We start from the raw sequence: 25,806 nt of genomic DNA, 5'->3' as shown, positions 1-25,806 counted from the left end.
TCAAACTCACGTCAATTCTTATTAATCTGGTTTACCGGAGAACGCTTGTACCCCTGTAGTTGAAAGGTTTCTGCAACGGATTGAGCAAGGATTTCATCATAGCCAGAAAGAATATGGTCGAACAGGGCAAGGTGCCGTGTCACAGAAATTCCTTCAGCCAATTTCACGTGATTGCCGAAAGCCGGAACATCGACAATGTCACCATCGAGAAACGCAGCAGGGCTCGACAAAATCGATGGCCGGTGAAAATTGGCTGGATGGGTATCACCCAGGAACTTCAGCCCCAACACGCCGGTTGCGCTGATCCTGATTAATCTGTTGGTATGATTGCCGATCCGGTAGCGACCATCCCAGATGGCAGTGCCGTCTGGTTCAATAGCGATGTTCGCCAAAGAGCGCATTTCCCGGTAGATAAGCACATTGTCTTTCCTGATTTGAATAACACAACGGTTCATTGTGATGCGTCCGGACGAACGTTTCGAATGAATATGCTCCAGGGCCCTGTCGCAATTTTCTACTGGTGGGAGAAATGATTGCCCACCCATCGTTGCCATCACTATGGCCACGACAAGTTGCTGGACATCCTGCTCTTGCAAGGCCAAGCCTTCGCGACTGACTTCAGCGCGGATTCCATGGTAAATAGTCACACAATCCGGTAGAAACTGCGCAACCTTATCGTTCACCACGCGTCTTTTGCTTGCTTTTTCAACGATCTCGCAGACCATTTCCCGGGAATCCACGAGCCGCAGCCTATTGCGAATTCGAACGCGCTCGTATTTTGGATTGTCATTGGAAGGGTCGTCGCGCCAGGCAATCCCTCTGGCGCGGAGATAGTCGCGTAACTTTTCCCGTGAGACGTCGAGTAAAGGTCGCAGGAGCCAGACCTCGCGATCAAGTAAGGTCGCCAATGCCATACCGGCCAAGCCCCGTTCGCTCCCTCCCTCACCCGTTCGTGCGGAGCGCATGACAAAGGTCTCGATCTGATCGTCAAGCGTATGACCCGCAAGAATCATGTCAGTACCGGCATCGCGCGCTGCGCGACACAGGAGTTCATAGCGGACATCGCGTGCCTTGGCTGACAGGCCCGTATGCGGTTTGGGTCCATCCCAGTTCAAGATCCGATGCGTAATTCCAGCTGATCTGCAGAGACCTGCGACAAAATGCGCTTCATCGACAGATTCAGGTCGAAGCTCATGGTCGATCGTAACGGCAATAATTTCTGGAAAGGTGCATTGTGCTGCGCGATAGCTGATCAGAAGGTGCAACAAAGCCAGCGAGTCACTGCCACCCGACACAGCAACTATGACAGATCGCCGCTCCTTGAAATCAATCACATCGAAAACGCTGGCAGGATCAATATCCTGGTCAGCATTTGTTGGCGGCACGTTCATTCTTCACGCGCTCTTTGATCGCTGCAGAAATATTTGGGTAACGGGAATTGACCGAGGCAAACGTTGCACAGGCAACCTCGTGGTCCTGCATTTTTGCCAGTGTCATGCCGAGCTTCAGAAGATTTTCGGGGCTTTTCTTGGCGTCAGGAAATTGCTTGTGATTATCGAGAAAGACTGAGGCGGCCTCCTGGAAACGCCCTTGGCTGTAAAGCGATTCACCAAGCCAATATCGCGCATCAGGATCCGCCGGATCTTTCGGGAAACGATCCACGTGGCTGCGAAACGCGGCCTCGGCGCTTTTGTAGTCGCCAGACAGGAACAACTGATAGGCTTGGCTGTAAAGCACCTTCGGATCATCGGTGTCCGGTAGCGCTGCAAAATTGGTGTTGTCTGAAGACGGACCAGCCAGCGTATCGTTTCTGGAACCACCAATTACGTTGCCATTGGCATCAAACTCGATTTGTCCAAGTGGACGCGGTGGCTCGCCAAGCTGTGGTGAGCCGGCAGCATCGGTTTGTGGGTCAATGGCAGCGGAATCAGTGGCGTCGGGCAACGAGTTTATTGTGGGCGCCGTTGAGTTGGTGGAGGCATCCGTCGATGCCTCCCCGGTTTTCCGCGAGGGCGCTACAGAGGCGACACTGCGGTCGCTTTTGCCGCCTGCATCCGAGCGCTTGCCCTTTTCCAGTTCCTGGAACCGGAATTCATTGTCTTCCTGTACCTTCCGCATCTGCTCCTGCATTTGAAGAATCTGGAAGTTCAGTTCCTCGATCTTGCCGGTAAGCTGTCTGATCTGTTCCTCCAGCTGGCTCACACGCGGATCCCCTGCCTGTGCCATCAGGACGGGCGCATCGCTCATCATAATGGCTGGCTTTGGCGCTGGGAGGGGAAAACTATCCTCAATGCTGGAAGCATGGCCCACGCCGGCCGCCAGAAATGGCAGCACCGTCATAGCCAGCGCCATTCTTTTCAGTCGTTTGTTCATTCCTTTTACCGCCCCTGATGTGGGAAATAGAAACACCGCTGGGATTTTGCGGCAACTTATCTAACACGAGCAACGTGACTTCGGCCAAATTTTGTTTTGACCAGAACCCAAACAAAAAAAGCGGCCCGAAGCCGCTTTCCCTGATAGAATCAGCGGGCTCTTAGCTGCCAGCGCCGCCAAGAACTGTGATGGCGCGACGATTCTGCGACCAGCACGATTCGCTGTCGCAAACGGCGACCGGACGCTCGTTACCGTAGGAAAGTGTCTTGATACGTGCTGCAGGAACACCCTGCGATGCGAGGTAGTTGCGCGTCGCAGCTGCACGCCGTTGGCCAAGGGCCAGATTGTATTCACGCGTGCCGCGTTCGTCCGCATGACCTTCGACCGTGATCGCATAGTTTGGATAGCGCTGGAGCCACTGTGCCTGCTTGGCCAAAGTCTGCTGTGCATCAGCGCGAATGACGGAAGAGTCAACGTCGAAGAAGATACGATCGCCAACGTTGACTGTGAAATCTTGAGTGGAACCAGGTTTTGCGCTGCCGGCAAGACCGAGATCACCGGCACTGTTGGGCATATTTTTCTTCGAAGCACAACCCGCAATGGCGAGAGATAGGAAGAGTGCAACGAAAACTGGACTGCGGGCGATCATTTCGAAGCGGCGCATAGCCTGGACTCCTTAAGAATTGAATTGTTTCGGTGAACAAGCAGTAACCATATCGAGGTTAAGGCTCGGTTCAGAAACAGGGTTAATCCACTCTTAACACCAGGATTAACAGCGATTTCAGAATGTGTTCTGCACCCTAAAGGCACAAATTGAGGCGGAAAGACGACATTCGCGGGAATGTCTTGAGACACGGACGCGATTGTCAGTTATTACTGGTTTATCCACCGATTCATTCAAGCAGCGGCGACCAGGCAGGATCGGACGCGAGGTTTGGCGTTTGGATCTGGCGCAGATTTCGACCAGTCAGATCGACCGTCGACAGCTTGGGGCTGTTGGAGCCGGGCGGCAGGCGGAAGAACATCAGCACACGGCCGTTCGGAGCCCAGGTTGGACCCTCGTCATGATAACCGCTGGTCAGGATTCGCTCGCCCGATCCATCGGTCTTCATCACGCCGATGGAAAACTCGCCACCAGATTGTTTGGTGAAGGCGATCAGATCGCCGCGGGGAGACCATACCGGCGTCGAGTAAGAACCATCTCCGAAGGAAATGCGTTGCGGATTTGAGCCGTCGGCACCCATCTTGTAAATCTGCGGACGGCCGCCACGATCCGACTCGAACACAACCTGGCTCCCATCGGGAGAATAGGATGCACCGGTGTCGATAGCTGATGTGCTCGTGAGGCGCGTCGTTGTCCGGCTGCGCAAATCCATCGTGTAGACGTTCGCGCTCCCATCTTCCTGCAACAGGCTCATGACGACCTTCTGACCGTCTGGTGAGAAGCGCGGCGCAATAGTCATGCCCGGGAAATTGCCGACAAGCTCGCGCTGACCCGTTTCAAGCTGCAGAAGATAAATCTGTGGCTTGCCGCCCTCGAAAGACATGTAAGTGATTTCCTGACGGCTTGGCGAAAACCGCGGCGTCAGGACAAGATCCTTGCCATTGGTCAGATAGCGGACATTGGCGCCGTCCTGATCCATGATCGCGAGGCGCTTGATGCGCTTTTCCTTGGTGCCGGATTCATCGACAAAGACAACGCGTGTATCGAAATAGCCTTTCTCGCCGGTGAGCTTCTCATAGATTGCATCTGCAATAATATGGGCGACACGGCGCCAGCTTTCGGGTGAGGTAAAGAACTGTTGGCCATCAAGCTGCTGCCCGGCGAATGTATCCCAAAGGCGGAATTCCGCCTTCAGCCGGCCATCGCCTTGCTTGGTAACGCGACCCGTTACAAGGGCCTGAGCATTGATAACCTTCCAGTCCTCAAAACGGGGCGCCGCATCGGGATTCGAGATCTTCTCGATGAAAGCGCCTTTGTCGACAGGTGCGAACAGTCCGGATCGCTCCAGATCCGCAGCAATCACATTAGAAATATTCGTACCCAATTGATCGCCGGAAAGAAAATCCGTGATGGCAATTGGCATAGGCTCGACAACACCCTTGGTGATATCGAGTTTCAGCTGGGCTTTCGCAGGTAGCGTCGCCACGATCAAAGTTGCTATGACCATCGCGAAAGCTGCACATAAAGTCCGGAGTATTTTTAGCATTAGTTCAGGGCCCTCTTTTGGCTGGCCTATAATCGACATCAGGTAGCACCGGGATGGAACGTCAGTTCAACGCTCGACCAGGTGTCGTATTTATCTTGCGGTAGGTTAAACGGCGCTGACTTCATCACCGCCCGTACGGCACTGCTCTTTACGGCATCCAATAATCCGGAGTCACCGCCGCTGCCGCTAACCTCGGGCCGACCGTCGATTTCCCCATCCTGCGTCAGCCTGAATTTCACAACGATGATCATTTCAGGGGTCTCTTCAGCTCCCACTGGCTTGTTCCAATTTCCTTCAATGAGCCCCTTCAAGGCATCCATCTCGCTTTGGCTGAGCTTTGAACCTCCCGTAGCCTTGTTCGCTCCAAGAGAGGCCTGATCGCTTGATCGCTTGGCGCCTCCAGCTGACGGCTTCTGTTTGTTCAGAAGCTCTGCGACTTGATCAGCGATACCGTCTTTATCTTTGGAAGGTGTCGCCGCCGTTTGCGTCGGTTTGGGCTTCTCCTGCACTTCCTTGCGATCAGGCGTCTTGGCTGTCTGTGCTGGTGGCGTGGGTTTGGCCTCAGGCTTAGCGACCGTATCGGGCAGCTTGAATGCCTCTTCCGCGGGCTTGTCTACCGGAGGTGTCGGCGTAGGCTTCGCTTCCTCCTTCGGCGCTGGCTCGGATTTGGTCTCATTGATCGCCTCGGCCACTGGATCCGGCTTTACCTCTTCCTTCGGAGCGGGCTCGGTCTTTACCTCCGTGGCCGGTACAGGGATCGGTTTGGGCTCTGGCTTGACTTCGGGCTTCGGTTCCGGCAGCGGATCTGGCTTAGCGACTGGGGCATCCGAAGGCCTCGGCGCCTGTGCAGCTTCGATCGGTTTTGGTTTCGTCTCTGGAGCAGGTTTGGTGTCTGCGTCGACTTCACTGTCGCCAACGTTCTGAGCGTCCGGAATTGCCTGTGGTTTTTGAGTGGGCTTGGGTGCAGGCTTTTCGGCCTTGGGTGCCTTTTTATCGCCCTTCTGCAATTGGCTTATATCTGAAACGATATCAATCGGCATCGACTCCGAATTCGCCATATCCATTGGTGTCGGCGAGGAGAACGACAGGAGCCCCCAGCCGATGACCACAGCGTGGATAATTGCGGAGGATGTGACGCTAGCCCGCATGGTTGATCAGTTAACCTCCGGCAGACTGACGAGACCGATATTTTTGAAACCCGAACCAGAAATCTGTGCCATGACCTTCATGATCGTGCCGTAGTCGGCGGATTTGTCACCCTTCACGAAAATGCGCTCGTTATAGCCAGTCTTGGCAATTGCCTGAAGTTTTGGAACGATCTCCTCCAGCGGAATCTCGGTTTCCTGCAGGTAGATCTGCCCCTGTTGATTGATCGTTACGTAGATCGGGTCAGATTCGCTGTTCAGGGTCTGTGCCGATGTTTCTGGCATATCGATTGGAACGCCGACCGTCATCATCGGTGCCGTTACCATGAAGATTATGAGCAATACGAGCATGACGTCGACGAGGGGCGTAACGTTGATCTCGCTCATCACGCCCTTGCTGGAACGTCCGCGTCGCCGCCGTCCACCCGAAGAACCGTTGTTACCTATCGACATGCCCATGGCATTAAATCCTGCAATTAACGTATCGGTTTCTCAAATGCGTCCTCAAGCCCGCGGCAGCTTCTCATCGATTTGCCGCGAGAGTATGGCGGAGAACTCGTCGGCAAAGCCTTCCATGCGCGCAGTCAGTTTTCCAGCGTCGCTCGAAAGCTTGTTATAGGCGATAACCGCCGGAATGGCGGCGACCAGGCCGATAGCCGTTGCCAGCAGTGCCTCGGCGATACCCGGCGCGACTACGGCAAGGCTGGTGGACTTGGAACCAGCAATGCCCATGAATGAGGTCATGATACCAATGACCGTGCCGAACAGACCGATAAATGGTCCAGCCGAGCCGATGGTTGCGAGGAACGTCAGTCGCGCTGCGAGGTAGTCGCTTTCTCGGGCCAGCGCCACATCCATCGCCTTGTCGATGCGCATTTGCAGTGCGATTGGCGAACGCGCGCCCTTTTCGAACGATTTCTTCCATTCCCGCATCGCAGCAATGAAAATTGAACCCATGCCGGTGGTGCGTTTATCACCGAGGTTTCGGTAGAGCTCTTCAAGGGATTGTCCTGACCAGAATATTTGTTCAAAACGGTCGAAGGCGCGCTTTGCCCGGCCAAATCCAAGGATTTTGTCGATGATGATCGCCCAGGTCCAGATCGATGCGCCGAGCAGGCCCACCATCACAAGCTTGACGACAAATCCGGCTTGCCAGAACAGCCCCCACAAGGACATGTCCGATGTCTGAACGGCAACCGCTAAATTTTCCATATCTACAATCCTCGAATCCGAAAACCCGGCGTGTTGACCGGGGGCGCAATCGTCTCAATCCAGATGAGCCACGCTTATAACCGGAATTTTCCAGTAACCATAACGCGGCTTCTTTACGTTAATTTTGGTAAAACGAAGGCGTTAACGTGAAACCTGTCGTCTGCACGTCTTATTCATGATTTGTTATGGTTAAGGATGAGTTTATGTTTTGCGGGCAGCGGGCGATTTTCCACGCTCATTTCTGCGAAGCTGGCCGAAAAAGCTTGATCCACTCCGGTGGAAATCGTCGCGGCCGGCCGGCACCGTTAATCATGGCCGCCTCTACGATAGCCGAAATAAGAATATCATCTCCTCGTTTTATGGCCTGCGCCATCCGCACCCTTGCGCCAGATATTTCCGCTGTTCGCGTCTCGATCGTCAATACATCATCGATCCTTGCCGCAGATTTGAAGTCTATCTCCATGCGCCGGACCACCCAAACGATGCTTTCGCCGAGTTTTCCGTCAACAAGCTCTGAATGGTGCACGCCGAGAAGGCGCAAATAATCGGTACGGCCCCGTTCCAGAAATTCAAGATAACGTGCGTGATAGACAAGTCCGGAAAAATCCGTGTCGGCATAATAAACGCGCGCCAGCAAGCGATGGCCAGTATCCGTAAGCTCCCCGACCAATCCAGTGGCGATTAATGATGAAGAATTGTTTTCGACCATAGCCCTTCCTTTTTGCGGCCTTGGTAGGCATTTTGTCCATAGTCCCCACGAAATAGGATACGGAGAATTGGTTTTCACACTGCTGCGAGTCCTTTTTTGTCTCCTCTGTCTGGTTGCGGGTTCCGTGGCTGGATCAGCTACTACTTTCACCATGCAACGCGGTCTCAGTCTCGAGCTATGGACCACATGGCCCAAGCCTGATCGCTGGGACGAAGTGTCTGTCCTGGATAATTTCCCCGAATGGCGGCAGGGCACTACCATCAGCGATCTGGAGCATATCCGAACGGCGGGTTTTGATTTCGTCCGTATGCCAATCGATCCCGCAATCTTCCTGGAGGATGCGTCGGAAACTCGCGTTAAAAAACTCGTCGCGGAGACGCTCGAGACAGTCGATATGCTGCACAAGGCAGGACTGAAGGTGATCGTCGATCTTCATTCAATTCCGAGCGACGATCGCAAGGTGGATACAAACCACATCCTGGCTGACGAAGCACTCTTCACGCGATATGTGCAGATGGTCGGTCGGCTCGGCAGGGCGCTGTCCGATACAGATGCCGCAACCACTGCGTTTGAACCGTTCAATGAGCCGGTGATCGACTGCGATCCCACGCTTTTCCCTAAATGGCCCGCGATGTTGATGCAGTTGCATAGGGCTGCTCGTGGGGCAGCGCCAAACCATACACTGATTTTGTCTGGCGGCTGCTGGTCGAGTGCGTACGGGCTGGAAAAGGTTGATCCCGCTTCCATCGCCGATGACAATGTCATCTGGACCTTTCATTCCTATGAACCTTATGTCCTGACGCATCAGGGTGCCGACTGGACAGGCGATTCCATGAGCTATGTCGAAGGCTTGCCCTATCCGCCGGATCTGATGGGCGAAAAAGCATTTGAAGAGCGCCTTACGGCGGTTCGGAAAACAATCGAGACCAAAGCCCCCAAGGAGCGTAGGGAGGAACTGCTCGTTGGGTTCAATGAAATGGCTGGCGGCGTGACTACCTATAAAGAAGTTCTCGCCGCGCTGGATGAACCATTCGAAAAGGCGGCAGCGTGGGGAAAGAACAACAGCATCCCCCCCGAGCGCATTTTCCTGGGGGAGTTCGGCATGATACGCAGGGAGTATCAGAAGAAGTTTCGCATGCCGTCAGACTGGCGCGCTGCCTATTTGAAAGACATGACCGAAGCTGCACGCAAACGCGGCTTCCCTTGGTCGGTGTGGTCATGGGGCGGTGCTTTCGGCATTACACTCGATGACAAGCAGCGAGTGCTCGATCCGGTTATTCTGAAAGGTCTCGGGCTAAAAACCGAGTAATCAGCTGTCTTGCTGGAAAAGGTTGATCTGCTGCTGGATAATATCCGCCGGAGCGTTCAGACCAAGATGTTTCCAGGCATTGGCGGTCAGAACGCGTCCGCGAGGCGTACGCTGTATAAATCCTTGCTGGATCAGATATGGCTCGATGATGTCTTCGATCGCGTCACGAGGTTCCGAAAGTCCGGCGGCAATCGTTTCGATACCAACCGGACCTCCGCCGAAGTTGTGCGCTATCATCGCGAGATAACGCCGGTCGAGCTGGTCCAGTCCTAGCGAATCGACTTCAAGGCGTAACAGTGCGGAATCAGCCGTGTCGCGATCGATCTTGTCCTTGCCGTCGACAATAGCGAAATCCCGCACGCGGCGCAGAAGACGTCCGGCGATACGGGGGGTGCCGCGTGCACGGCGAGCGACTTCCAGCGCACCGTCATCGGTGACGCCGATACCCATGATCCGTGCCCCGCGCCGCACGATATGTTCCAGTTCTTCGACCGTATAGAAATTGAGCCGGATAGGGATACCGAAGCGATCTCGCAACGGCGTGGTCAAAAGCCCCAGCCTCGTTGTCGCTGCAACCAGTGTAAATTTGGCGAGATCAATTTTTACCGAACGGGCCGCAGGTCCCTCACCGATGATCAGATCGAGCTGGTAGTCTTCCATTGCCGGATAGAGAATTTCTTCGATAGCCGGATTGAGACGGTGGATTTCATCGATAAAGAGAACATCGTTCTCCTCGAGATTGGTCAAAAGCGCGGCGAGATCGCCTGCCTTGGCAATAACCGGCCCCGAGGTCGAGCGAAAGTTGACGCCCAGTTCCTTGGCCATGATCTGCGCCAGGGTGGTTTTGCCAAGTCCAGGCGGACCGACGAACAAGACATGATCGAGTGCTTCACCACGAGATTTCGCTGCTTCAATGAAGACTTTCAGATTGGCGCGTGCCGCCGCCTGACCAACAAAATCGGCAAGGGTCTGCGGTCGCAGAGAGGTATCGAGATCCTCGCCACGCTTGTCCGGTGAAATCAGGCGGCTGGCATCACTCATTTGCGTGTCTTGGCATAAGCAGCTTGTTCAAACAACCGCATCAGCGTGACAATTCCTTCAAGCCAAGTCGGATCAACTTGGTGGAATCGGCCCCCTCACCGGCATCCTTCATCGCGGCGGCAATGGCGTTCGCTGCCTGATCGCGCGAATAACCGAGATTGGTCAAAGCCGATACTGCGTCCGTTACCGGAGCGGGAGCGACACCCTCGCCCAATTCCTGCTTGAGCCCGATCGTCCCCATCGCCCCACCGGCAAAGGCTGGCGCCTTGTTTTTGAGTTCCGTTACGATGCGTTCCGCGACCCGCTTGCCAACCCCCGGTGCCCGGCTGACCATCGCGATATCGCGCAGCGCTATAGCGTTGGCTAAATCAGACGGTGTCAATGTTCCGAGAACGCTCAACGCAACCTTCGCACCAATACCCTGAACGCTTTGCAGCAAGCGGAACCACTCGCGCTCAAGCGCAGTGCCAAACCCGAAGAGACGTATCAAATCTTCGCGCACATATGTTTCAATGAGCAAGACAACCGCCTCGCCTGGCCCCGGCATGTTGGAAAGCGTCCGGGCCGAGCAGAAGGCGACGTAACATACGCCGTGCACATCGACCACCACATGGTCCTCGCCGATTTCGTCGACAGTACCTTTGAGCTTTCCGATCATCCGAGTGCCGCCAGTTTCTGTTCGATGGCTATACGCCCGATTGCGCTTTGCCGGTGATGTGCGTGGCAAATGGCAACTGCAAGTGCATCTGCGGCATCGTCGGTGTCGAATATAGCCTTCGGCATGAGCACTTTCACCATCATATGAATCTGTTTTTTCTCGCCGTGCCCGACACCGATAACAGCTTTCTTGACTGCATTTGGTGCGTATTCGGCAACGTGAAGCCCAGCAAGCGCGGGTACGAGCAATGCAATCCCGCGTGCTTGACCGAGCTTGAGCGTCGCTGTGGCATCCTTGTTGACGAAGGTATGTTCGACGGCCGATTCATGCGGCACCATCTCGTGAATCACACCGGCAAGTCCATCGTGGAGTTGACAGAGGCGGGAGGCGAGGTCGAGCTTGGCGTCTGAAAGGACTGTGCCTGCTGCAACAAAACGCAGTGAATTTCCCAGCGTCTCGATGATGCCCCAGCCTGTCCGCCGAAGACCTGGGTCAATTCCGATAATACGAATCGCTTCTTTCATGCCCGAACCTTATCCATGTGTCACACATCTTGACAGTAGAAAGGTGAACAAAAGAGAAACAAATCTGTTCGTCGTTAGCGGTGGCCGAATGCAGTCGCCAACAAACTGATCTGATCGGACACAGGATTGGTTGAGAAGACCCGCTTTTGCTCGGCCCCAACGCCATCATTGTAAATTTCATCGTCCATTTGGCGAACGCGCGCCTGCAGGCGCAACGAGCGATGCACTATATCGCAATAGGGTAGCGGAATTTCATCCCAGCCAACAACTGTTTCAGGCGCCGAGTCGGTATCAAGCCGAACCTTGGCTTTTTCGGAAAGCACCTGTTCGAGTGTCATCTCACCGCTACGGGATGCCCGCTGCAAAAGCAGCCAGGATGCCACCTGCATCAGGCGTGTCGTCAACCGCATCGATTCAGCCGCATAAAGCGTCGCCGCTATGCGCGACAGGCGTTTAGCCTCCTCGCGGCCTTCGCCATCAAGGTAGAAAGCCGCTTCTTCCACAAGACTCATGCCTTCATCGTAGAGATGATTGAAACTCTCAGAGCGGACCATGTGCTCTGCAAGCCTTATCGTGTTGTCTACGTGGAATTCCTGTTCGGTCATCATATGCCCTGTCACCTAAAATGCGCTGCCACGATCCGCGATTTTTCCAAAGCAGTGCTCCCTTACTGGAACAGCAAGCGAGGTATCACAACGGTCGGCGAGCAGTAGTCCCCAGCAACCTGCCCGCATCCTCACAGGAGCGCAAGTTTATCCTTAATAAAGGGTTAACGTCAGGGTTAAACTTTGGATATGAACATAAAAAAAGAGCCGCAAAAACGAGGCGGCTCTCAGGAGTCTAACAGGGAGGCGTCAAACAAAGTGGCCAAACCACTTGGTAAGAATCCAGAAAACTGGATGATCAATTTATAGATTGTAATGCTTAACGACTGGTTAACGACAACAGGAAAGTTGATTTTATCGCGAGGCCACTGGGCTCGTCGCCGGCTTCATTGTCCCGTTCCTCAACTTGCTGGCAACTGCAATTTGAGGCTTGACCGGCTTTTGTACCGGGCGTCCGCCCCAACCTATACGCGGCAGCCATTCGAGGTAATAGGCCAAAGCAAATTGCGCCATGATCCCGCTTGCGATCAGGAGCGTGTCGTCGAGCAAACCACCGGGATTCAGGACCTTGACGACCTGTGCCACCATGGCGAGCATCGTACCGGCAACAAAAACCGGCAGCGAATGTTTGCCTAGGATGGCCAGCGGATGATCTGGGGCGCGACGGGCCAGATTGGAGATCGCCGGCACGGACACAACCACATAGGCGAGTGATAGGACATGGGCCAATCGCGTCAACGACAGAAATGTCTTGTCGAAGCCCGTGATGACCGTCGGCAGGCCCAATGACGTATCCACACCCCATAATGGCCAACGCACCCAGACTAGTGCGATCAGGATATAGGCCGCCGAAAGCCCAAACAAATACTTGTTGAATCCAATGGTGCCGCCTCGGCGCACATGCATGATTCCTGCTATCCCGATAACGAACAGGAACTGCCACGACAGCGGATTGAGAAACCACACACCATTGGTCGGATAGTTTGGCGGAGCGATTTGGTACACGCCAGAAACCAGCCACAGCATGCCTGAGAGCACGACCATGCCAGAAATACTGATTCTCGCGATCAGCAGGAATATCGGGAGCATGAGCAACAGTACGCCATACATCGACAGGATATTGTTGTAGCCAATCTGATGGCCCATCGTCGCAATGCCGATGAGTGCCTTTGCCGGCTGATCCATCAGCGGACCTATGTTGATGAACGACATGAAGTCGGGGCGTTTCAGATAAATGCCTGCGGCACAGAAAATCGCCAACGTAGCGATCGTCGTGAGGATGTGAGCGCAGTAGAGAGTTGCAGCCCGCCGCCACGCCTTGAGCGTTATCAGAAGACGACTGCCCGATTCGAACTTGGAACCATAGGCGAGACCGACGGCGATACCGGAGATCAACACGAACGCCTCGGCGGAGTCGGAAAATCCAAAATTCTTGTGAGTGAGGTTCTCAAAAACCGTCCCCGGAATGTGATTTATGAAGATCGTGAGAAGAGCCAGAGCCCTGAAAACGTCGATACGGGTGTCCCGCTGTTTGAGCTGGTTCTGTGTCATAGCGTTCACCAATATCCTGTCAATGTACGGTAATTCCGCTCCCGGCCTCGATGGAAGCGACTCGTTCGTGGCTGCGATCAGTAATGTTGACATAGGGCAAAAGTTGCGATTGCGCCGATCAACTTTCGTTCAAAAATATGACAAGTTGGCAATTCCGTCGTAGGTGAGCTTCAAGCCCATCAGTAAAATCATTGCATACATGAATGGAAAAAATACTTCCGGCCGCATCCGCTTTACGATCCAGGCACCGGCGAATGTCGCAAGGGGTGCAAGGGGCACAAGCACAGCTGAAGCTTTCAAATTCGTCGCGTCAAATTGTCCAAGAGCAAAGTAGGGAATGACCTTGATCGCATTGATAACGGCAAAGAAAATAACACTGGTGCCGTTATAAATCTTCGGATCCTGCCGCAGTGGAAGGGTATAAACCTGGTAGGGGGGGCCACCGGCATGGGCGACAAAACTCGTGAATCCGGCAATCGTCGACCAAAGCGTGGCCGAAGCGCCATTATGAGATTGTGAGGTCGCGCGCTTCGCCGCGCTTGCGAAGATGTAACGCGCAAAGAAAATGATCGCAACGAGTCCAACGATCAGCTTCACCATGTCGTCAGTTACGATGGAAGCGGTGAGCCAGCCAATACCGACGCCGAGCAGACCGCCGGGCAACATCAGTTTCAATGTCGTCATGTCACGATAGCCGCGCCACGACCAGAGGCTTGCAACATCCATGATGATCAAAATGGGCAGCATGATCGCCGCAGCCTGAACCGGTGGCATGACCAGCGCCATGAGCGGGACACCGACCTGGCCCATAGCGCCACCAAGCCCGCCTTTGGAAAGCCCGATCAGAATCGTGGCCGGGACAGCAGCAGCATAGAACCACGGGTTCATCAGAAGATCGGGCATGGCGGGGGATCCGGCAGGAAGTACTTCTCCTTTAACTCTGCTCATTACGATTGAAAAATGCTTTTTTGGAAATATGCTCCGATTTGGTACATAAGATGTTGAATTTGCAACCAGGCAAATCGAAACCTTTGGGTCTGTTCAAACCATCCGCCATCCTCTATGCCCGAATTCCATCACGATTGCCCGGTCTATGAAGAACGATTGAAGGTCGCAACCCATGAACATCGAACCGACACCTCGACGCTGCCGTATCGTTTTGATCGCCCCTCCGGCTGCAAGCGGGGATGAACTTGCGACGCTGCTTGATGATGCGCTTTCCGGCGGAGATGTTGCTTCGGTATTGTTGCCCGCCTATGAAGCGGATGAGGCTTTGTTCCAGACCCTCGCTGAAATTGCCGTCCCGATTATCCAGAGCGCCGGTGTAGCAGCAATTATCGTCGGCAACACCCAGATCGCTGGACGAGTCAAGGCAGACGGTCTGCATATCGAGGGCGCGGCAGCTGACATTGCAGCCAATGTGACGCGCTTTTCGCCCAAAATGATCGTCGGTACCGGCAACATCAAGAATCGTCATACCGCACTGGAAATCGGTGAAGCCCAACCGGACTATGTTCTGTTCGGCAAAATCGGTGCGGATAATAAGCCTGAAGCGCACCCGCGCAACATCGAACTCGCTGAGTGGTGGGCATCCATGGTTGAAATCCCTTGTATCATTCAGGCGGGCAACACTCTCGACAGCATCCTCGATGCCGTGGCGACAGGCGCGGAGTTCATCGCTCTTGGTTCCGCCGTTTTTGATGGAGCAGATCCGGCAGGGGCTGTCCGGGAGGCCAACCGGCTTCTTGACGCGCACGCGCCTAAATTTGAGGAATAATTCTATGGGAGCAAGATCAGGAAGGCTCGTCTGTTCTATTGCGGCCGCACTGATGGCCATGCCGGTTTTGGTCGCGGGAGGCCTTGCCCAAACCGCTCAACCACCTGCGGCGGCACCGACGACGACTCCTGCGCCGGCCATGCCGGCCTCGCCCGAAACGACTCCGAAGCAAGCCAAGCCTAAATCACCCAATGATCCCGCTCTCGATACGATCAACCCGACGCGGTTCGGCAAAGGTCCGGAAGACGACGCTTTTGGCGCGTACCAACGCGGCCTCTACAAAACGGCCTACAATCTGGCTTTGCCCCGCGCGGAGGCCGGCGATCCAAATGCCCAGGTCCTCCTTGCAGAAATTCTGGCCCGTGGTCTTGGCGTCCCGGTTAACATGCAGGAATCCGCAAACTGGTACGGCAAAGCTGCCGATCACGGATTACCAGAAGCGCAATTCCGCTACGCTGTAATTCTTCTCCGGGGAAAATATGCTCCAAAGGACCCCAAGAGGGCCAAGGAATTGATGAAGTCTGCGGCGGACGCGGGAAATGCTCCGGCAGAGTTCAATTTTGGCCAAATCCTGCTACAAGAACGGCCAGGCGCCACAGGTGTCGAAAACGCTTATCCCTGGTTTCAGAAAGCGGCAGACAAGGGTCTTCCCGATGGTGAATATGCGCTCAGCCAGATTCTCGCCAATGGCACACTGACTATTCCGCGAGATGACGCCAAGGCGCGGCAGTATTTGGCGAAAGCCGCTGCGAAGGGTTACGACACGGCTCAACTAGATCTGGGCAGCTGGCTCGTTACGGGCCGTGGCGGGGCAAAAAACTATAAAGCCGGTTTCGGCTGGATGTTGCGCGCGGCGACGGGCGGCAATGTCGCAGCGCAGGGGCGTCTCGCCAAACTTTACCGCGACGGCATTGGGGTCGACGGCGATTTCATCAAGGCTGCGGCATGGTACATCGTGGCCAAACGCGCAGGGCTGAATGATCCGGAGCTTGAATCGTTCATGGCTGGCCTTGATGATAGTCAGACCCAAGCCGCAATCGCGGAAGCAAATAAATTGCAGTGAACTGGGCTTGATCCAACGCGTTGACGCGTTGATCATCGGCGCAATAGATTTCGGAACGTACCGATACTGCAACCAGCCGATGGGAATCCAAAAATGCCGTTGATCAACCGCGCTCATGAGATGCAGCAGCACGTCGCCGAATGGCGCCGTCACCTGCACGAAAATCCGGAGCTCATGTATGACGTGCATGAAACGTCGCGGTTTGCCGCCGAGAAACTGCGCGACTTTGGCTGCGACAGTGTCGAGACCGGCATTGGCAAGACCGGCCTCGTCGGCATCATCCGTGGGCGGCATGGTGATGGGCCAGTGATCGGGTTTCGCGCGGATATGGACGCTTTGCCGATAACCGAAGCGAGCGGAAAATCCTGGACATCCAATATACCCGGAAAGATGCACGCATGCGGCCATGATGGCCACACCGCGATGCTGCTTGGTGCCGCACAGTATCTTGCCGAAACCCGTAACTTCAAAGGTACGATCGCTGTCATTTTCCAGCCTGCTGAAGAAGGCGGTGCTGGCGCGCTTGCCATGATCGACGATGGTTTGATGGAGCGTTTCGGGATCAGCGAAGTTTATGGCATGCATAACGCGCCCGGGCTCCCGATTGGTCAATTCGCTACGCGCAAGGGTTCGATCATGGCGGCAACTAACGAGTTCGAGATAATTGTAACGGGGCGAGGCGGTCACGCGGCAAAGCCTCAAGCGACCGTCGATCCGGTGGTGATTTCCGCCCACATCATTCTCGCCCTGCAGTCAATCATCTCCCGTGAGACCGATCCTCTGAATTCGCTTGTCATATCCGTGACACAGCTCAATGGAGGCGACGCGTCCAATGTCATCCCGGATGTCATCAAGCTTGGCGGTACAGTAAGGACCCTCTCTCCGGAAGTCCGTGCGTTCGCGCAACAACGGCTGACCGAAGTCGCTGAATCGACTGCTGCGGTCTTTGGCGGCAAGGCAGAAGTCAATTATCATCAAGGTTATCCCGTGACGTTCAACCATGCGCGGGAAACCGATTTCGCTATCGGCGTCGCCCAAACGATTGTTGGCACCGCTGCTGTGATATCAGACATGCCGCCAGTGATGGGCGCTGAGGATTTCTCCTATATGCTGGAGAAACGGCCCGGCGCCTTTGTCTTTATCGGCAACGGCGATACTGCGAGCCTCCACAATTCGGCTTATGACTTCAATGATGACGCGATCCCTTATGGCATCAGTTACTGGGTCTCATTGGCGGAAACGGCGTTGGCCGCCTGAGCCTTGCGGCAAAAATCGGTAGAACGCCTTATGGCTGTTTTTTGTGCTCACTCTTGCCTATTTCACGAATTTGTGGTCTTGGAGCGCCATTCTTGACCGCTGCCGCATGACTGGCGCGGGTATCCAACACAAATCCGAGTAGACAAATGAAAATCAACGGCAATGAAATCCGCACAGGCAACGTGATCGAACATGATGGCGGCCTCTGGGTTGCTGTCAGGACCAATCATGTCAAACCCGGCAAGGGTGGCGCTTACAATCAGGTGGAACTGAAAAACCTCATCAATGGCACGAAGCTGAATGAGCGTTTCCGCTCTGCCGAGACCGTTGAGAAGGTCCGCCTTGAACAGAAAGATTTCTCCTTCCTTTATGAGCAGGGCGAAGCATTGATTTTCATGGATACCGACAGTTACGAACAGCTTGAACTGCAAAAAGATTTTGTTGGTGATCGCGCCGCCTTCCTTCAGGACGGTATGATGGTCACGGTCGAGCTCTACGACGAGCGCCCGATCGGCATTTCTCTTCCAGACTATGTAACGCTGGCAATCACCGAAGCCGACCCGGTCGTCAAGGGTCAGACAGCGGCGTCTTCCTATAAACCTGCAGTTCTGGAAAACGGCATTCGCGTTCTCGTGCCCCCCTTTATCTCGTCGGGAGAACGTATCGTGGTTGATACCAACGAACTGACTTATGTTCGCCGCGCCGACTAAGCTAATTTTGAATTGATGGAGAAATAAACCGAAATGGCGCGTTCAGCGATTCTCAACGTAATGGTGCAGGCTGCTATGAAAGCCGGCCGCTCGCTCGCTCGCGATTTTGGCGAAGTACAGAACTTGCAGGTCTCGTTGAAAGGACCTGGCGACTATGTCAGCCAGGCCGACAAGAAAGCCGAAGAAATCGTCTATACCGAACTGCGCCGGGCCCGTCCTGACTACAGCTTCCTGATGGAAGAATCAGGCGTTGTCGAGGGCAGTGACAGCCAGCACAGATGGCTGGTCGATCCACTCGACGGCACCACCAATTTCCTGCATGGCATTCCGATTTTTGCCGTTTCGATTGCGCTGGAACGTCAGGGCCAGATCGTGGCCGGCGTCATTTTCAATCCGGCCATGGACGAGCTCTATACAGCAGAGCGCGGCGGCGGGGCATTTCTCAACGACCGCCGGCTGCGCGTTTCAGGGCGCAGCAAACTGGTTGACTCCGTCATAGGTACCGGCGTTCCCCACCTCGGTCGCGGCGACCACGGCAACTACCTTTTGCAGATGCGCAACGTCATGGCCGAAGTATCCGGTATCCGCCGCATGGGCGCCGCCGCTCTCGATCTGGCCTATGTAGCGGCGGGCCGTCTCGACGGCTTCTGGGAAGAAGGTCTTTCACCGTGGGATATTGGCGCCGGTATCATCATGATCCGTGAGGCTGGAGGCTTCGTCACAAATCTCGATGGCGAGCAAGACGTGATCGATAGTAAAGCTATCATCGCGGGTAATGAGGCAATCCAACGTGCTCTTCTTAAGACCTTGAAAAAGCCAATCTAATCGTCGCAATTGTTGCATGTCCGGAACAACAACGGAGTTTTGCTCAAACGGGAGCAAATTCAACCTTTCGGGCACCTTTCAATTTCACCATAATTTCGGTTAGGGTCGCAGAAATCGATTTGACTTGCGCGAAAAGCGTGCAGGCAAAGTGATTTTATGTTCATTGTGCATCTGTTAGGTGCACCGGATTGCGATGCGGAGACGACACGATGGCTGATTTCAGTTCGACCCGCCAGGGTATGGACGGCGATGATTTTGATCCTTACCGGCTCTCCAGCCCGCGGTTCGTGCTTTTATCGATGGCGATCTTTCTGGCGATCGTTGCCTTTCTTGCTGCCATTCTATTTCGCCAGATATCGGTCTTCTTTACCACCAATCCCGGTCTCAATGGCTTGATTGTCGGCGTTCTTGTCGTGGGCATCCTCCTTGGGTTTGGCCAGGTTATCCGGTTGTTTCCTGAGGTTCGCTGGGTCAACTCGTTCCGAAAGGGCAACAATGATCCAAATGCCAAGCCAATCATGCTCGCGCCGATGCGCGCCCTCATCGGGCGACGCCAATCCATGGCGCTTTCAACCAGCGCGATGCGCTCCATGCTTGATTCTATCGCTGCGCGGCTTGATGAAACCCGTGATATCTCCCGTTATCTCATCGGCCTCCTGGTGTTTCTCGGTCTTCTGGGAACATTTTGGGGACTTCTTGAAACGATCGGCTCCATCGGCCAGACTATCCAGTCGCTTGACCCGCGGGCTGGCGATGCCAATAGCGTCCTCGACTCACTGAAGGCCGGACTTCAATCTCCGCTCCGCGGTATGGGCACGGCGTTCTCCTCCTCGCTCTTTGGCCTTTCCGGATCGCTCATACTTGGTTTTCTGGATTTGCAGGCTGGTCGGGCTCAAAACCGCTTCTACACCGAGTTGGAAAACTGGCTATCAAGTGTCACGGATCTTGGTTCCGACCTGCATGCGTTCGATGCCGCGAGCAGTGGTGCCTCCGATGAATTGCGGGCCTTGGCGGAACGCCTGCAAAACATCCAGGAGACCGGCGGATCGAGCCAACGTACGACTGCCGCCTTGGCGAGCCTTGCCGAAGGCATCCAGGGGCTTGTGAAGAACATGCGTTCCGAGCAGCAGATGATGCGCGACTGGGTGGAAAAACAGTCCGACGAGCAAAAGGCCATTCGTCAGACGCTCGCCAAATTGGGCGATGCTATCGCTCGCGACAAGGCAAACTGATGGCTCTGGGTCGTAACCGCAAAGCCATTCGCCATGTCGATTATTGGCCAGGCTTCGTTGACGCGCTGTCGACGCTGCTCCTGTCGATCATGTTCTTGCTCTCGGTATTCGTGCTTGCACAGTTTCTCTTGAGCCAGGAAATTACCGGCAAGGATGCGGTACTCAATCGGCTTAACTCGCAGATCAACGAGCTTACACAGCTTTTATCGCTGGAACAGGGCAACAAGCAGGATCTCGAAGATACAATCGCCAATTTGCAAGCTTCACTGACGAGCGCGCAGAATGAGCAGTCGCGGCTTCAGTCACTGCTTTCCCAAGGCGCTGGCGCCGGGGCGGCGGCGGAGGGCAAGATTACTGAGCTGTCGACCGGGCTTGAGAACGAAAAGCAGATCAGCGCTCGCGCACTTTCGCAGGTCGAAATTCTTAATCAACAGATCATGGCATTGCGCAAACAGATCGGTGCCCTCGAGGCGGCGCTCAACGCATCGGAATCGCGTGACAAGGAATCGAACGCCAAGATTGCCGACCTCGGCAAGCGGCTCAACGTCGCTCTCGCGCAACGCGTGCAGGAGCTTAATCGCTATCGCTCGGACTTTTTCGGCCGTCTGCGTGAAATTCTTTCCGACAGGGAGAACATCCGCATAGTCGGCGACCGTTTCGTCTTTCAGTCGGAAGTGCTGTTTCCGTCAGGAACAGCGATCCTCAATCCGGCCGGTTCCGATGAGATGAAGAAGCTTGCAGCCGCCTTGCTCGATCTGCAGAAGGAAATTCCTGATGACATCAACTGGGTTCTGCGCGTCGATGGCCACACGGACGACGTCGCTCTTTCCGGGACCGGTCAATTCAGAGACAATTGGGAGCTTTCGTCGGCACGCGCCATTTCGGTCGTCAAATTCCTCATCGCCAATGGTGTTCCGGCAAATCGCCTTGTCGCCGCGGGCTTCGGCGAGTTCCAACCGCTTGAACCGGGGGTAGCACCTGAAGTACGAGCCCGCAATCGCCGTATTGAGCTGAAACTGACTGAACGCTAGAGCGCTCACTACGTACGGGCACCCTCTTTCCCGTAAATCTGTGTCCATCATGTCAAAGAACCGGGTGTGCTTTCCCGTTGCCACGCCCTCATCAGAGTCTGGCCATTGTTTTGCATTGTGGGAAGACGGGCGGTCGTCGAAGCGCGTCTTGGTAGATAAATAATGCGATCCGAAGACCGCCCGCTAACGTTTTCCCCCTGCCGGCCAGCTTCTGCTTGTTCCGAAGGGCGAGTGGATGAACGCCTGGAGTCCGGGCCCATCGTCGCCGTCGGTGCAGTGTCCGCACGATTGGCGTTGGCGTCAACAATGGAGGCAATATCTGCCTGGAATGCGCAGATTGACCTCCGAAGACGAACAGGTGGGCCAGCGCTTGGGTCCGTTGCCCGCCCGCTGACACGCCGTCCTTCCCCACTTTCGAACGGCTCCGGAAGCAGCTCCCCATGGAAAGGACGGGCATAGGATAGCTCAGGTTTCAGGCGCGTGGATAAACAGCCATGATTATTTTTGTCTGAGGGTGCTGATTTGCCGGATGGCAATGCTGCTGTGCGTGGTTCGACAAGCTCACCATGAGGGAATTGGGTGGGCTGCACGATAACCGGCCACGTCGCGATAGGCATCAACGTTGCCGTTCTTGGCTCCATGCAATCAACCCACCTCCCTCATGGTGAGCTTGTCGAACCACGCACAGCAGCATTGCCAAAATCCGAGCACGTACAGTAGCCGTCAATCGTTCTGAATTATCTTTTATCCACGAAACGGCATCACATCGTTATTCTGCAGCGCCCCTGAAGGCGTCGGCGCCCGCTTCGAATTGCAGCTTGGCAAGGCTAGCATAGATACCATTCTTCTTGACCAAAGTCTGATGCGTTCCTTCCTCGACGATGCGTCCATTCTCCATGACAAGAATGCGGTCGGCCTTCAGCACGGTCGCGAGCCGATGTGCGATGACCAGTGTTGTGCGGCCTTGCATCAAATGGTCGAGAGCCCTCTGCACCAGCATTTCGCTTTCAGCATCGAGTGCGGACGTTGCTTCGTCGAGCAGGAGGATAGGCGCGTCGCGCAGGATGGCGCGCGCGATGGCCATGCGCTGGCGTTGGCCGCCAGACAGTGTGATGCCGCGCTCGCCGACCTGTGTGTCGTAACCGTCGTCGAACGCTTTGATGAAGTCGTGCGCTAATGCCGCCTTGGCAGCGGCCTCGATCTCTGTGTTTGTGGCACCAGGTCGACCAAAGCCAATGTTCTCGCGGGCGGTCGCGGCAAAAATTGTTGTATCCTGTGGAACGATCGCGATGCGTGAACGGAGGTCGGAAGGATCGACGTCGCGCAGATCGAGCCCATCGACGCGGATATTGCCCGAAACCGGATCGTAGTAGCGGAGCAAAAGCGAAAACACGGTACTCTTGCCAGCGCCGGACGGGCCTACGATAGCGACCGTCTCGCCCGGCTGGATGCTGAAGTCGAGACCTTTCAAGGCCGGAGCATCCGGACGCGACGGATAGTTGAAGTGCACATCGTCAAAGTTCACCGAACCTGTGGCGGGCTGCGGCAAAGGAACAGGATTGGCTGGCGCTTCTATTGCCGGTTTCTCTGCCAGGATTTCCATCAGTCGTTCGGCTGCACCCGATGCCTGTGACAGCTCGCCCCAAACCTCGGAAAGCGCTCCCAACGCCCCCGCGGCAAAAACTGCGTAGAGCAGAAACTGGCCGAGCGTTCCAGGCGTCATTGCGCCGGAAAGTACATCACGCGAGCCAAACCAAAGCACGGCGACGACACTGGAGAAGATCATGAAGATGGCAAAGGCAGTCAAGATCGCCCTGGCCTTGACCGATGAACGCGCCGCCGAAAACGCATCTTCAACAGAGGCGCCAAAGCGAGTGGTTGCCAGTTTCTCGTTGGTGAATGCCTGCAGCGTGCGCACCGAGACAATGGATTCGCTGGCATAGGCCGTGGCATTGGCCAGCGTATCCTGGGCGGCACGAGAGCGGCGGCGCACGGATCGCCCGAAAGCGACCAACGGAATAATGATCAGCGGAATTGCCGCGATAACAAGTCCCGAGAGCTTGGCGCTCGTAATCACCATCATCACGATTGCTCCCAACGCAAGGATGAGATTGCGAAGCGCCACCGACGCCGTCGCACCGACGGCTGATTTGATCTGCGTCGTGTCGGCTGTAAGGCGCGAGACAATTTCTCCCGACTGCGTACCATCAAAGAAAGCCGGAGAAAGCCGTGTCAGATGATCGAATACATCCCGGCGCAAATCCGAAACGATACGCTCACCAAGTGTTATGACGAAATAGTATCGCCCGCCCGAAGCGAGTGCCAAAAGCGCGGCAAGCACGACCAGCATGCCAAAATAATTATTGATAAAAGCACCATTCGCGCCGGAAAAGCCGTGATCGATCATGCGTCGGACAGCCAGCGGAAGCGTCAGGGTCGTTACCGCCGCCAGCACCAGGGAGACGAGCGCGCCAGCTATCATACCCCGATAGCGTGACATATAAGGGTAGATTCGCCGCAGCGGTTTCAAGGAGCGACGCTTTCTTTCCGTCTCTTGAAGGCGAGATGGATCCCTATCGGCCATGTCTCAGGTCTTCCTCACATCGCTTTGCGACTTTGCGGCCAGACGGCCTTGTTATTGCTTAAAGGCTGATGTATAGGCTCGCCAACAGTTTTGGAAGCCCACGCCCCTGTGACGTTTGGCTTCATCTCTACCAATCGGCTCCGACCGGAAACCCACTTAGGCAGTGGCGCTGGTTTTGTGCCCTCTAGTTTAGGACGATAAAGATGCAAGCCAAGATTCATCCAGATTACCACACCATCAAGGTCGTCATGACCGATGGTACAGAGTACCTGACCCGCTCCACTTGGGGCAAGGAAGGCGATACGATGAACCTCGATATCGACCCCTCCACGCACCCGGCATGGACCGGTGGTTCGCAGCAGCTGACAGACCGTGGCGGCCGCGTATCGAAGTTCAAGAGCCGTTTCGCCAATCTCGGCATATAAGTTTTCCGGCGCACCGGATTTTAAAACGGCCCCGAACTTTCGGGGCCGTTTTCATTGTTCGCTCCCTCTCGTTTGACAAGCTACTGTTTCGCCAATAGCTTTTTCAAACGCGTATCTGCATTTACAAGGGGGGAGAACTCGATGACCGACGTGACTTCAGGTAGCAGCGCCGCAGGAGCGACGATCGAACCAAGTCTTCACCGGGTCATGGGCCCTTGGCTCCTGCTCCTCTTCATCGTCGGCGATATTTTAGGTACCGGCATTTATGCGCTCACTGGCCAGGTGGCAAAACAGGTTGGTGGTGTCGTCTGGCTCCCATTCCTCGTGGCGTTCGTCGTCGCCGTCGTCACAGCCTTCAGCTATCTCGAGCTGGTGACGAAATATCCGAAGGCAGCCGGCGCCGCGCTCTATACGCACAAGGCCTTCGGCATCCACTTCATTACATTTATCGTCGCCTTCACCGTCATGTGTTCAGGCATCACCTCCGCATCGACCGCATCGCGTGCATTCGCCGCCAACCTTTCGGGAGCGTTTCAGCTCAATCTTCAAACGGGAATCGGCATTTCGCTCGTCGCCCTCGCCTTCATGGCGATCGTTGCGGCCGTGAATTTCCGTGGCGTCGGTGAAAGCGTCAAGGCCAACGTGGTTCTGACCATGGTGGAGCTGACAGGCCTTCTGATCATCATTTTCATCGGCTTGTGGGCCATTGCTGCCGGACAAGGCGACGTCTCTCGCATCACGCAATTTGCCACGTCTCCGGATACCAGCGTCTTCTGGTCGGTTATGGCCGCAACCACCCTCGCCTTTTTCGCCATGGTCGGCTTCGAGGACTCGGTCAACATGGCCGAGGAATGCAAGAACCCGTCGGGAATTTTTCCAAAAGTGCTGCTGGTGGGTCTCTTTATTACCGGCGCTATCTATGTGCTCGTCTCCATTTCCGCCATCACCCTCGTCACACCTGCTGATCTCGGCGAAGGTGAAACCCCGCTGCTCAAGGTCGTTCAGGCCGGGGCGCCGAATTTCCCGCTATGGATATTCGGCTTCATCACCATGTTCGCCGTCGCTAACAGTGCCTTGATCAACATGTTGATGGCGAGCCGCCTCGTCTACGGCATGAGCCGCGAACATGTGTTGCCGCCAATTTTCGGCAAAGTACACGCCACCCGCCGCACGCCATATCTGGCGATCGCCTTCACGACATTGCTGGCATTTGCCCTGATTCTGTTTGTGGGGGAGGTTCCCGCTCTTGGTGGCACGACGGCATTGTTGCTGCTGTTCGTTTTCACGATCGTGAACATCGCAGTTCTGGTCTTGCGCAAAGAAAGCGTGGATCACGACCACTTCCGCACTCCGACATTTCTGCCGATCGTCGGCGCAATCTGCTGCGCCTTCTTCGCAGGCCCCTGGACCGGCCGCGATCCAGTGCAATACAAGATCGCCGGGATCCTCATCGGGATCGGCGTGGTGCTATGGGTTGTTACCATTCTGGTCAATCGCGCCACCGGCGTAAGACCGACTGACGCGGATATGGAAGCTCTTGGCGGGGACGGCCCGGTCAACTAAGC

25 protein-coding genes are annotated in these 25,806 nt (G+C 55.3%); 10 read left to right on the top strand and 15 right to left on the bottom strand.

Annotation, left to right across the window (positions count from 1 at the left end; all coding sequences use genetic code 11):
• Positions 1 to 11 precede the first annotated feature (11 nt).
• From tilS to ybgC, 8 genes are all read right to left on the bottom strand, one after another.
• The gene (tilS, locus tag N8E88_RS20815; protein ID WP_262295316.1) at positions 12 to 1,391 is read right to left on the bottom strand and encodes a tRNA lysidine(34) synthetase TilS; all 1,380 of its coding nucleotides are present in this window, start codon (positions 1,389 to 1,391) and stop codon (positions 12 to 14) included.
• A complete protein-coding gene (gene ybgF, locus N8E88_RS20810; protein WP_262295315.1) occupies positions 1,366 to 2,373 on the bottom strand; it encodes a tol-pal system protein YbgF in 1,008 nt (335 codons plus the stop codon). Before ybgF ends, tilS begins: the two co-directional genes overlap by 26 nt.
• 160 nt (positions 2,374 to 2,533) lie before the next feature.
• The gene (gene pal / locus N8E88_RS20805; protein WP_112523733.1) at positions 2,534 to 3,037 is read right to left on the bottom strand and encodes a peptidoglycan-associated lipoprotein Pal; all 504 of its coding nucleotides are present in this window, start codon (positions 3,035 to 3,037) and stop codon (positions 2,534 to 2,536) included.
• Between the two features lie 229 nt (positions 3,038 to 3,266).
• Entirely contained in the window at positions 3,267 to 4,583 is a 1,317-nt protein-coding gene (gene tolB / locus N8E88_RS20800; RefSeq protein ID WP_112524188.1) for a Tol-Pal system beta propeller repeat protein TolB, read from the bottom strand.
• A 38-nt stretch (positions 4,584 to 4,621) separates the two neighbouring features.
• A complete protein-coding gene (locus tag N8E88_RS20795; RefSeq protein WP_262295314.1) occupies positions 4,622 to 5,731 on the bottom strand; it encodes a cell envelope integrity protein TolA in 1,110 nt (369 codons plus the stop codon).
• 6 nt (positions 5,732 to 5,737) lie between these two features.
• Complete coding sequence (gene tolR, locus N8E88_RS20790; protein WP_112523739.1) at positions 5,738 to 6,187, bottom strand: protein TolR; 450 nt, start codon at positions 6,185 to 6,187, stop codon at positions 5,738 to 5,740.
• 45 nt (positions 6,188 to 6,232) lie between these two features.
• Positions 6,233 to 6,940 carry a protein TolQ gene (tolQ, locus tag N8E88_RS20785; RefSeq protein ID WP_106719136.1) on the bottom strand — a complete coding sequence of 236 codons (708 nt, stop codon included), beginning with the start codon at positions 6,938 to 6,940 and terminating at the stop codon, positions 6,233 to 6,235.
• Positions 6,941 to 7,175: 235 nt separating this feature from the next.
• Positions 7,176 to 7,649 (bottom strand): tol-pal system-associated acyl-CoA thioesterase, encoded by a 474-nt coding sequence (gene ybgC / locus N8E88_RS20780; RefSeq protein WP_262295313.1) that lies wholly within the window; start codon positions 7,647 to 7,649, stop codon positions 7,176 to 7,178.
• A gap of 124 nt (positions 7,650 to 7,773) precedes the next feature.
• Here ybgC and N8E88_RS20775 point away from each other — a divergent pair, with 124 nt between their 5' ends.
• On the top strand, positions 7,774 to 8,958 hold the full coding sequence (locus N8E88_RS20775) for a glycoside hydrolase family 5 protein (RefSeq protein WP_262295312.1): 1,185 nt from the start codon (positions 7,774 to 7,776) through the stop codon (positions 8,956 to 8,958).
• Here the strand turns inward: N8E88_RS20775 and ruvB are convergent, their stop codons facing one another.
• The 6 genes from ruvB to N8E88_RS20745 form a co-directional block, all read right to left on the bottom strand.
• Positions 8,959 to 9,999, bottom strand: coding sequence for a Holliday junction branch migration DNA helicase RuvB (gene ruvB / locus N8E88_RS20770; RefSeq protein ID WP_262295311.1), 1,041 nt, complete (start codon positions 9,997 to 9,999; stop codon positions 8,959 to 8,961).
• Positions 10,000 to 10,039: 40 nt separating this feature from the next.
• Complete coding sequence (gene ruvA, locus N8E88_RS20765; protein WP_262295310.1) at positions 10,040 to 10,657, bottom strand: Holliday junction branch migration protein RuvA; 618 nt, start codon at positions 10,655 to 10,657, stop codon at positions 10,040 to 10,042.
• Positions 10,654 to 11,181, bottom strand: a complete 528-nt coding sequence (gene ruvC, locus N8E88_RS20760) for a crossover junction endodeoxyribonuclease RuvC (protein WP_262295309.1) — start codon at positions 11,179 to 11,181, stop codon at positions 10,654 to 10,656. The genes ruvA and ruvC overlap by 4 nt, the downstream gene beginning before the upstream one ends.
• A gap of 74 nt (positions 11,182 to 11,255) precedes the next feature.
• Positions 11,256 to 11,789 carry a protease adaptor protein RcdA gene (locus N8E88_RS20755; protein ID WP_262295308.1) on the bottom strand — a complete coding sequence of 178 codons (534 nt, stop codon included), beginning with the start codon at positions 11,787 to 11,789 and terminating at the stop codon, positions 11,256 to 11,258.
• Between the two features lie 351 nt (positions 11,790 to 12,140).
• A complete protein-coding gene (locus N8E88_RS20750; RefSeq protein ID WP_262295307.1) occupies positions 12,141 to 13,337 on the bottom strand; it encodes an OpgC family protein in 1,197 nt (398 codons plus the stop codon).
• Positions 13,338 to 13,466: 129 nt separating this feature from the next.
• On the bottom strand, positions 13,467 to 14,240 hold the full coding sequence (locus tag N8E88_RS20745; RefSeq protein ID WP_262295306.1) for a sulfite exporter TauE/SafE family protein: 774 nt from the start codon (positions 14,238 to 14,240) through the stop codon (positions 13,467 to 13,469).
• Positions 14,241 to 14,457: 217 nt separating this feature from the next.
• On the opposite strand from N8E88_RS20745, the gene N8E88_RS20740 reads away from it, so the two are divergent.
• From N8E88_RS20740 to N8E88_RS20710, 7 genes are all read left to right on the top strand, one after another.
• A complete protein-coding gene (locus N8E88_RS20740) occupies positions 14,458 to 15,114 on the top strand; it encodes a thiamine phosphate synthase (protein ID WP_262295305.1) in 657 nt (218 codons plus the stop codon).
• Positions 15,115 to 15,118: 4 nt separating this feature from the next.
• Positions 15,119 to 16,177, top strand: coding sequence for a tetratricopeptide repeat protein (locus tag N8E88_RS20735; RefSeq protein ID WP_262295304.1), 1,059 nt, complete (start codon positions 15,119 to 15,121; stop codon positions 16,175 to 16,177).
• 93 nt (positions 16,178 to 16,270) lie between these two features.
• Entirely contained in the window at positions 16,271 to 17,434 is a 1,164-nt protein-coding gene (locus N8E88_RS20730; RefSeq protein ID WP_262295303.1) for a M20 aminoacylase family protein, read from the top strand.
• Positions 17,435 to 17,580: 146 nt separating this feature from the next.
• Positions 17,581 to 18,144, top strand: coding sequence for an elongation factor P (gene efp, locus N8E88_RS20725; protein WP_106719145.1), 564 nt, complete (start codon positions 17,581 to 17,583; stop codon positions 18,142 to 18,144).
• Between the two features lie 33 nt (positions 18,145 to 18,177).
• Positions 18,178 to 18,969, top strand: a complete 792-nt coding sequence (locus tag N8E88_RS20720; RefSeq protein ID WP_262295302.1) for an inositol monophosphatase family protein — start codon at positions 18,178 to 18,180, stop codon at positions 18,967 to 18,969.
• Between the two features lie 209 nt (positions 18,970 to 19,178).
• Positions 19,179 to 20,201 (top strand): MotA/TolQ/ExbB proton channel family protein, encoded by a 1,023-nt coding sequence (locus tag N8E88_RS20715; protein ID WP_262295301.1) that lies wholly within the window; start codon positions 19,179 to 19,181, stop codon positions 20,199 to 20,201.
• Positions 20,201 to 21,232: a peptidoglycan -binding protein gene (locus N8E88_RS20710; protein ID WP_262295300.1), complete on the top strand. Its 1,032-nt coding sequence runs from the start codon at positions 20,201 to 20,203 to the stop codon at positions 21,230 to 21,232. The genes N8E88_RS20715 and N8E88_RS20710 overlap by 1 nt, the downstream gene beginning before the upstream one ends.
• Positions 21,233 to 22,001: 769 nt before the next feature.
• Here N8E88_RS20710 and N8E88_RS20705 read toward each other — a convergent pair.
• A complete protein-coding gene (locus tag N8E88_RS20705) occupies positions 22,002 to 23,816 on the bottom strand; it encodes an ABC transporter transmembrane domain-containing protein (RefSeq protein ID WP_262295299.1) in 1,815 nt (604 codons plus the stop codon).
• A gap of 203 nt (positions 23,817 to 24,019) precedes the next feature.
• Between N8E88_RS20705 and rpmE the strand changes: the two genes are divergently transcribed.
• Both rpmE and N8E88_RS20695 read left to right on the top strand, forming a co-directional pair.
• A complete protein-coding gene (gene rpmE, locus N8E88_RS20700; protein WP_112523777.1) occupies positions 24,020 to 24,241 on the top strand; it encodes a 50S ribosomal protein L31 in 222 nt (73 codons plus the stop codon).
• Between the two features lie 141 nt (positions 24,242 to 24,382).
• Positions 24,383 to 25,804: an APC family permease gene (locus tag N8E88_RS20695; protein WP_262295298.1), complete on the top strand. Its 1,422-nt coding sequence runs from the start codon at positions 24,383 to 24,385 to the stop codon at positions 25,802 to 25,804.
• Positions 25,805 to 25,806 lie beyond the last annotated feature (2 nt).

This window comes from Phyllobacterium zundukense, assembly GCF_025452195.1.
In the GTDB taxonomy this organism is placed as follows: Bacteria; Pseudomonadota; Alphaproteobacteria; order Rhizobiales; family Rhizobiaceae; genus Phyllobacterium; species Phyllobacterium zundukense_A.
The sequence above is the reverse complement of the archived record's forward strand: the minus strand, read 5'-3'. Positions and strand labels throughout refer to the sequence as shown.

Bases quoted from the DNA above. Each gene is read 5' to 3' on its own strand.
- N8E88_RS20795 (WP_262295314.1), bottom strand. From the start codon at position 5,731: ATGCGGGCTAGCGTCACATCCTCCGCAATTATCCACGCTGTGGTCATC.
- N8E88_RS20720 (WP_262295302.1), top strand. From the start codon at position 18,178: ATGGCGCGTTCAGCGATTCTCAACGTAATGGTGCAGGCTGCTATGAAA.
- pal (WP_112523733.1), bottom strand. From the start codon at position 3,037: ATGCGCCGCTTCGAAATGATCGCCCGCAGTCCAGTTTTCGTTGCACTC.
- tolR (WP_112523739.1), bottom strand. From the start codon at position 6,187: ATGGGCATGTCGATAGGTAACAACGGTTCTTCGGGTGGACGGCGGCGA.
- ruvC (WP_262295309.1), bottom strand. From the start codon at position 11,181: ATGAAAGAAGCGATTCGTATTATCGGAATTGACCCAGGTCTTCGGCGG.
- N8E88_RS20735 (WP_262295304.1), top strand. From the start codon at position 15,119: ATGGGAGCAAGATCAGGAAGGCTCGTCTGTTCTATTGCGGCCGCACTG.
- N8E88_RS20750 (WP_262295307.1), bottom strand. From the start codon at position 13,337: ATGACACAGAACCAGCTCAAACAGCGGGACACCCGTATCGACGTTTTC.
- N8E88_RS20705 (WP_262295299.1), bottom strand. From the start codon at position 23,816: ATGGCCGATAGGGATCCATCTCGCCTTCAAGAGACGGAAAGAAAGCGT.
- N8E88_RS20755 (WP_262295308.1), bottom strand. From the start codon at position 11,789: ATGATGACCGAACAGGAATTCCACGTAGACAACACGATAAGGCTTGCA.
- tilS (WP_262295316.1), bottom strand. From the start codon at position 1,391: ATGAACGTGCCGCCAACAAATGCTGACCAGGATATTGATCCTGCCAGC.
- ybgC (WP_262295313.1), bottom strand. From the start codon at position 7,649: ATGGTCGAAAACAATTCTTCATCATTAATCGCCACTGGATTGGTCGGG.
- tolB (WP_112524188.1), bottom strand. From the start codon at position 4,583: ATGCTAAAAATACTCCGGACTTTATGTGCAGCTTTCGCGATGGTCATA.
- ruvA (WP_262295310.1), bottom strand. From the start codon at position 10,657: ATGATCGGAAAGCTCAAAGGTACTGTCGACGAAATCGGCGAGGACCAT.
- N8E88_RS20745 (WP_262295306.1), bottom strand. From the start codon at position 14,240: ATGCCCGATCTTCTGATGAACCCGTGGTTCTATGCTGCTGCTGTCCCG.
- efp (WP_106719145.1), top strand. From the start codon at position 17,581: ATGAAAATCAACGGCAATGAAATCCGCACAGGCAACGTGATCGAACAT.
- N8E88_RS20710 (WP_262295300.1), top strand. From the start codon at position 20,201: ATGGCTCTGGGTCGTAACCGCAAAGCCATTCGCCATGTCGATTATTGG.
- ruvB (WP_262295311.1), bottom strand. From the start codon at position 9,999: ATGAGTGATGCCAGCCGCCTGATTTCACCGGACAAGCGTGGCGAGGAT.
- ybgF (WP_262295315.1), bottom strand. From the start codon at position 2,373: ATGAACAAACGACTGAAAAGAATGGCGCTGGCTATGACGGTGCTGCCA.
- N8E88_RS20730 (WP_262295303.1), top strand. From the start codon at position 16,271: ATGCCGTTGATCAACCGCGCTCATGAGATGCAGCAGCACGTCGCCGAA.
- N8E88_RS20695 (WP_262295298.1), top strand. From the start codon at position 24,383: ATGACCGACGTGACTTCAGGTAGCAGCGCCGCAGGAGCGACGATCGAA.
- tolQ (WP_106719136.1), bottom strand. From the start codon at position 6,940: ATGGAAAATTTAGCGGTTGCCGTTCAGACATCGGACATGTCCTTGTGG.
- rpmE (WP_112523777.1), top strand. From the start codon at position 24,020: ATGCAAGCCAAGATTCATCCAGATTACCACACCATCAAGGTCGTCATG.
- N8E88_RS20715 (WP_262295301.1), top strand. From the start codon at position 19,179: ATGGCTGATTTCAGTTCGACCCGCCAGGGTATGGACGGCGATGATTTT.
- N8E88_RS20740 (WP_262295305.1), top strand. From the start codon at position 14,458: ATGAACATCGAACCGACACCTCGACGCTGCCGTATCGTTTTGATCGCC.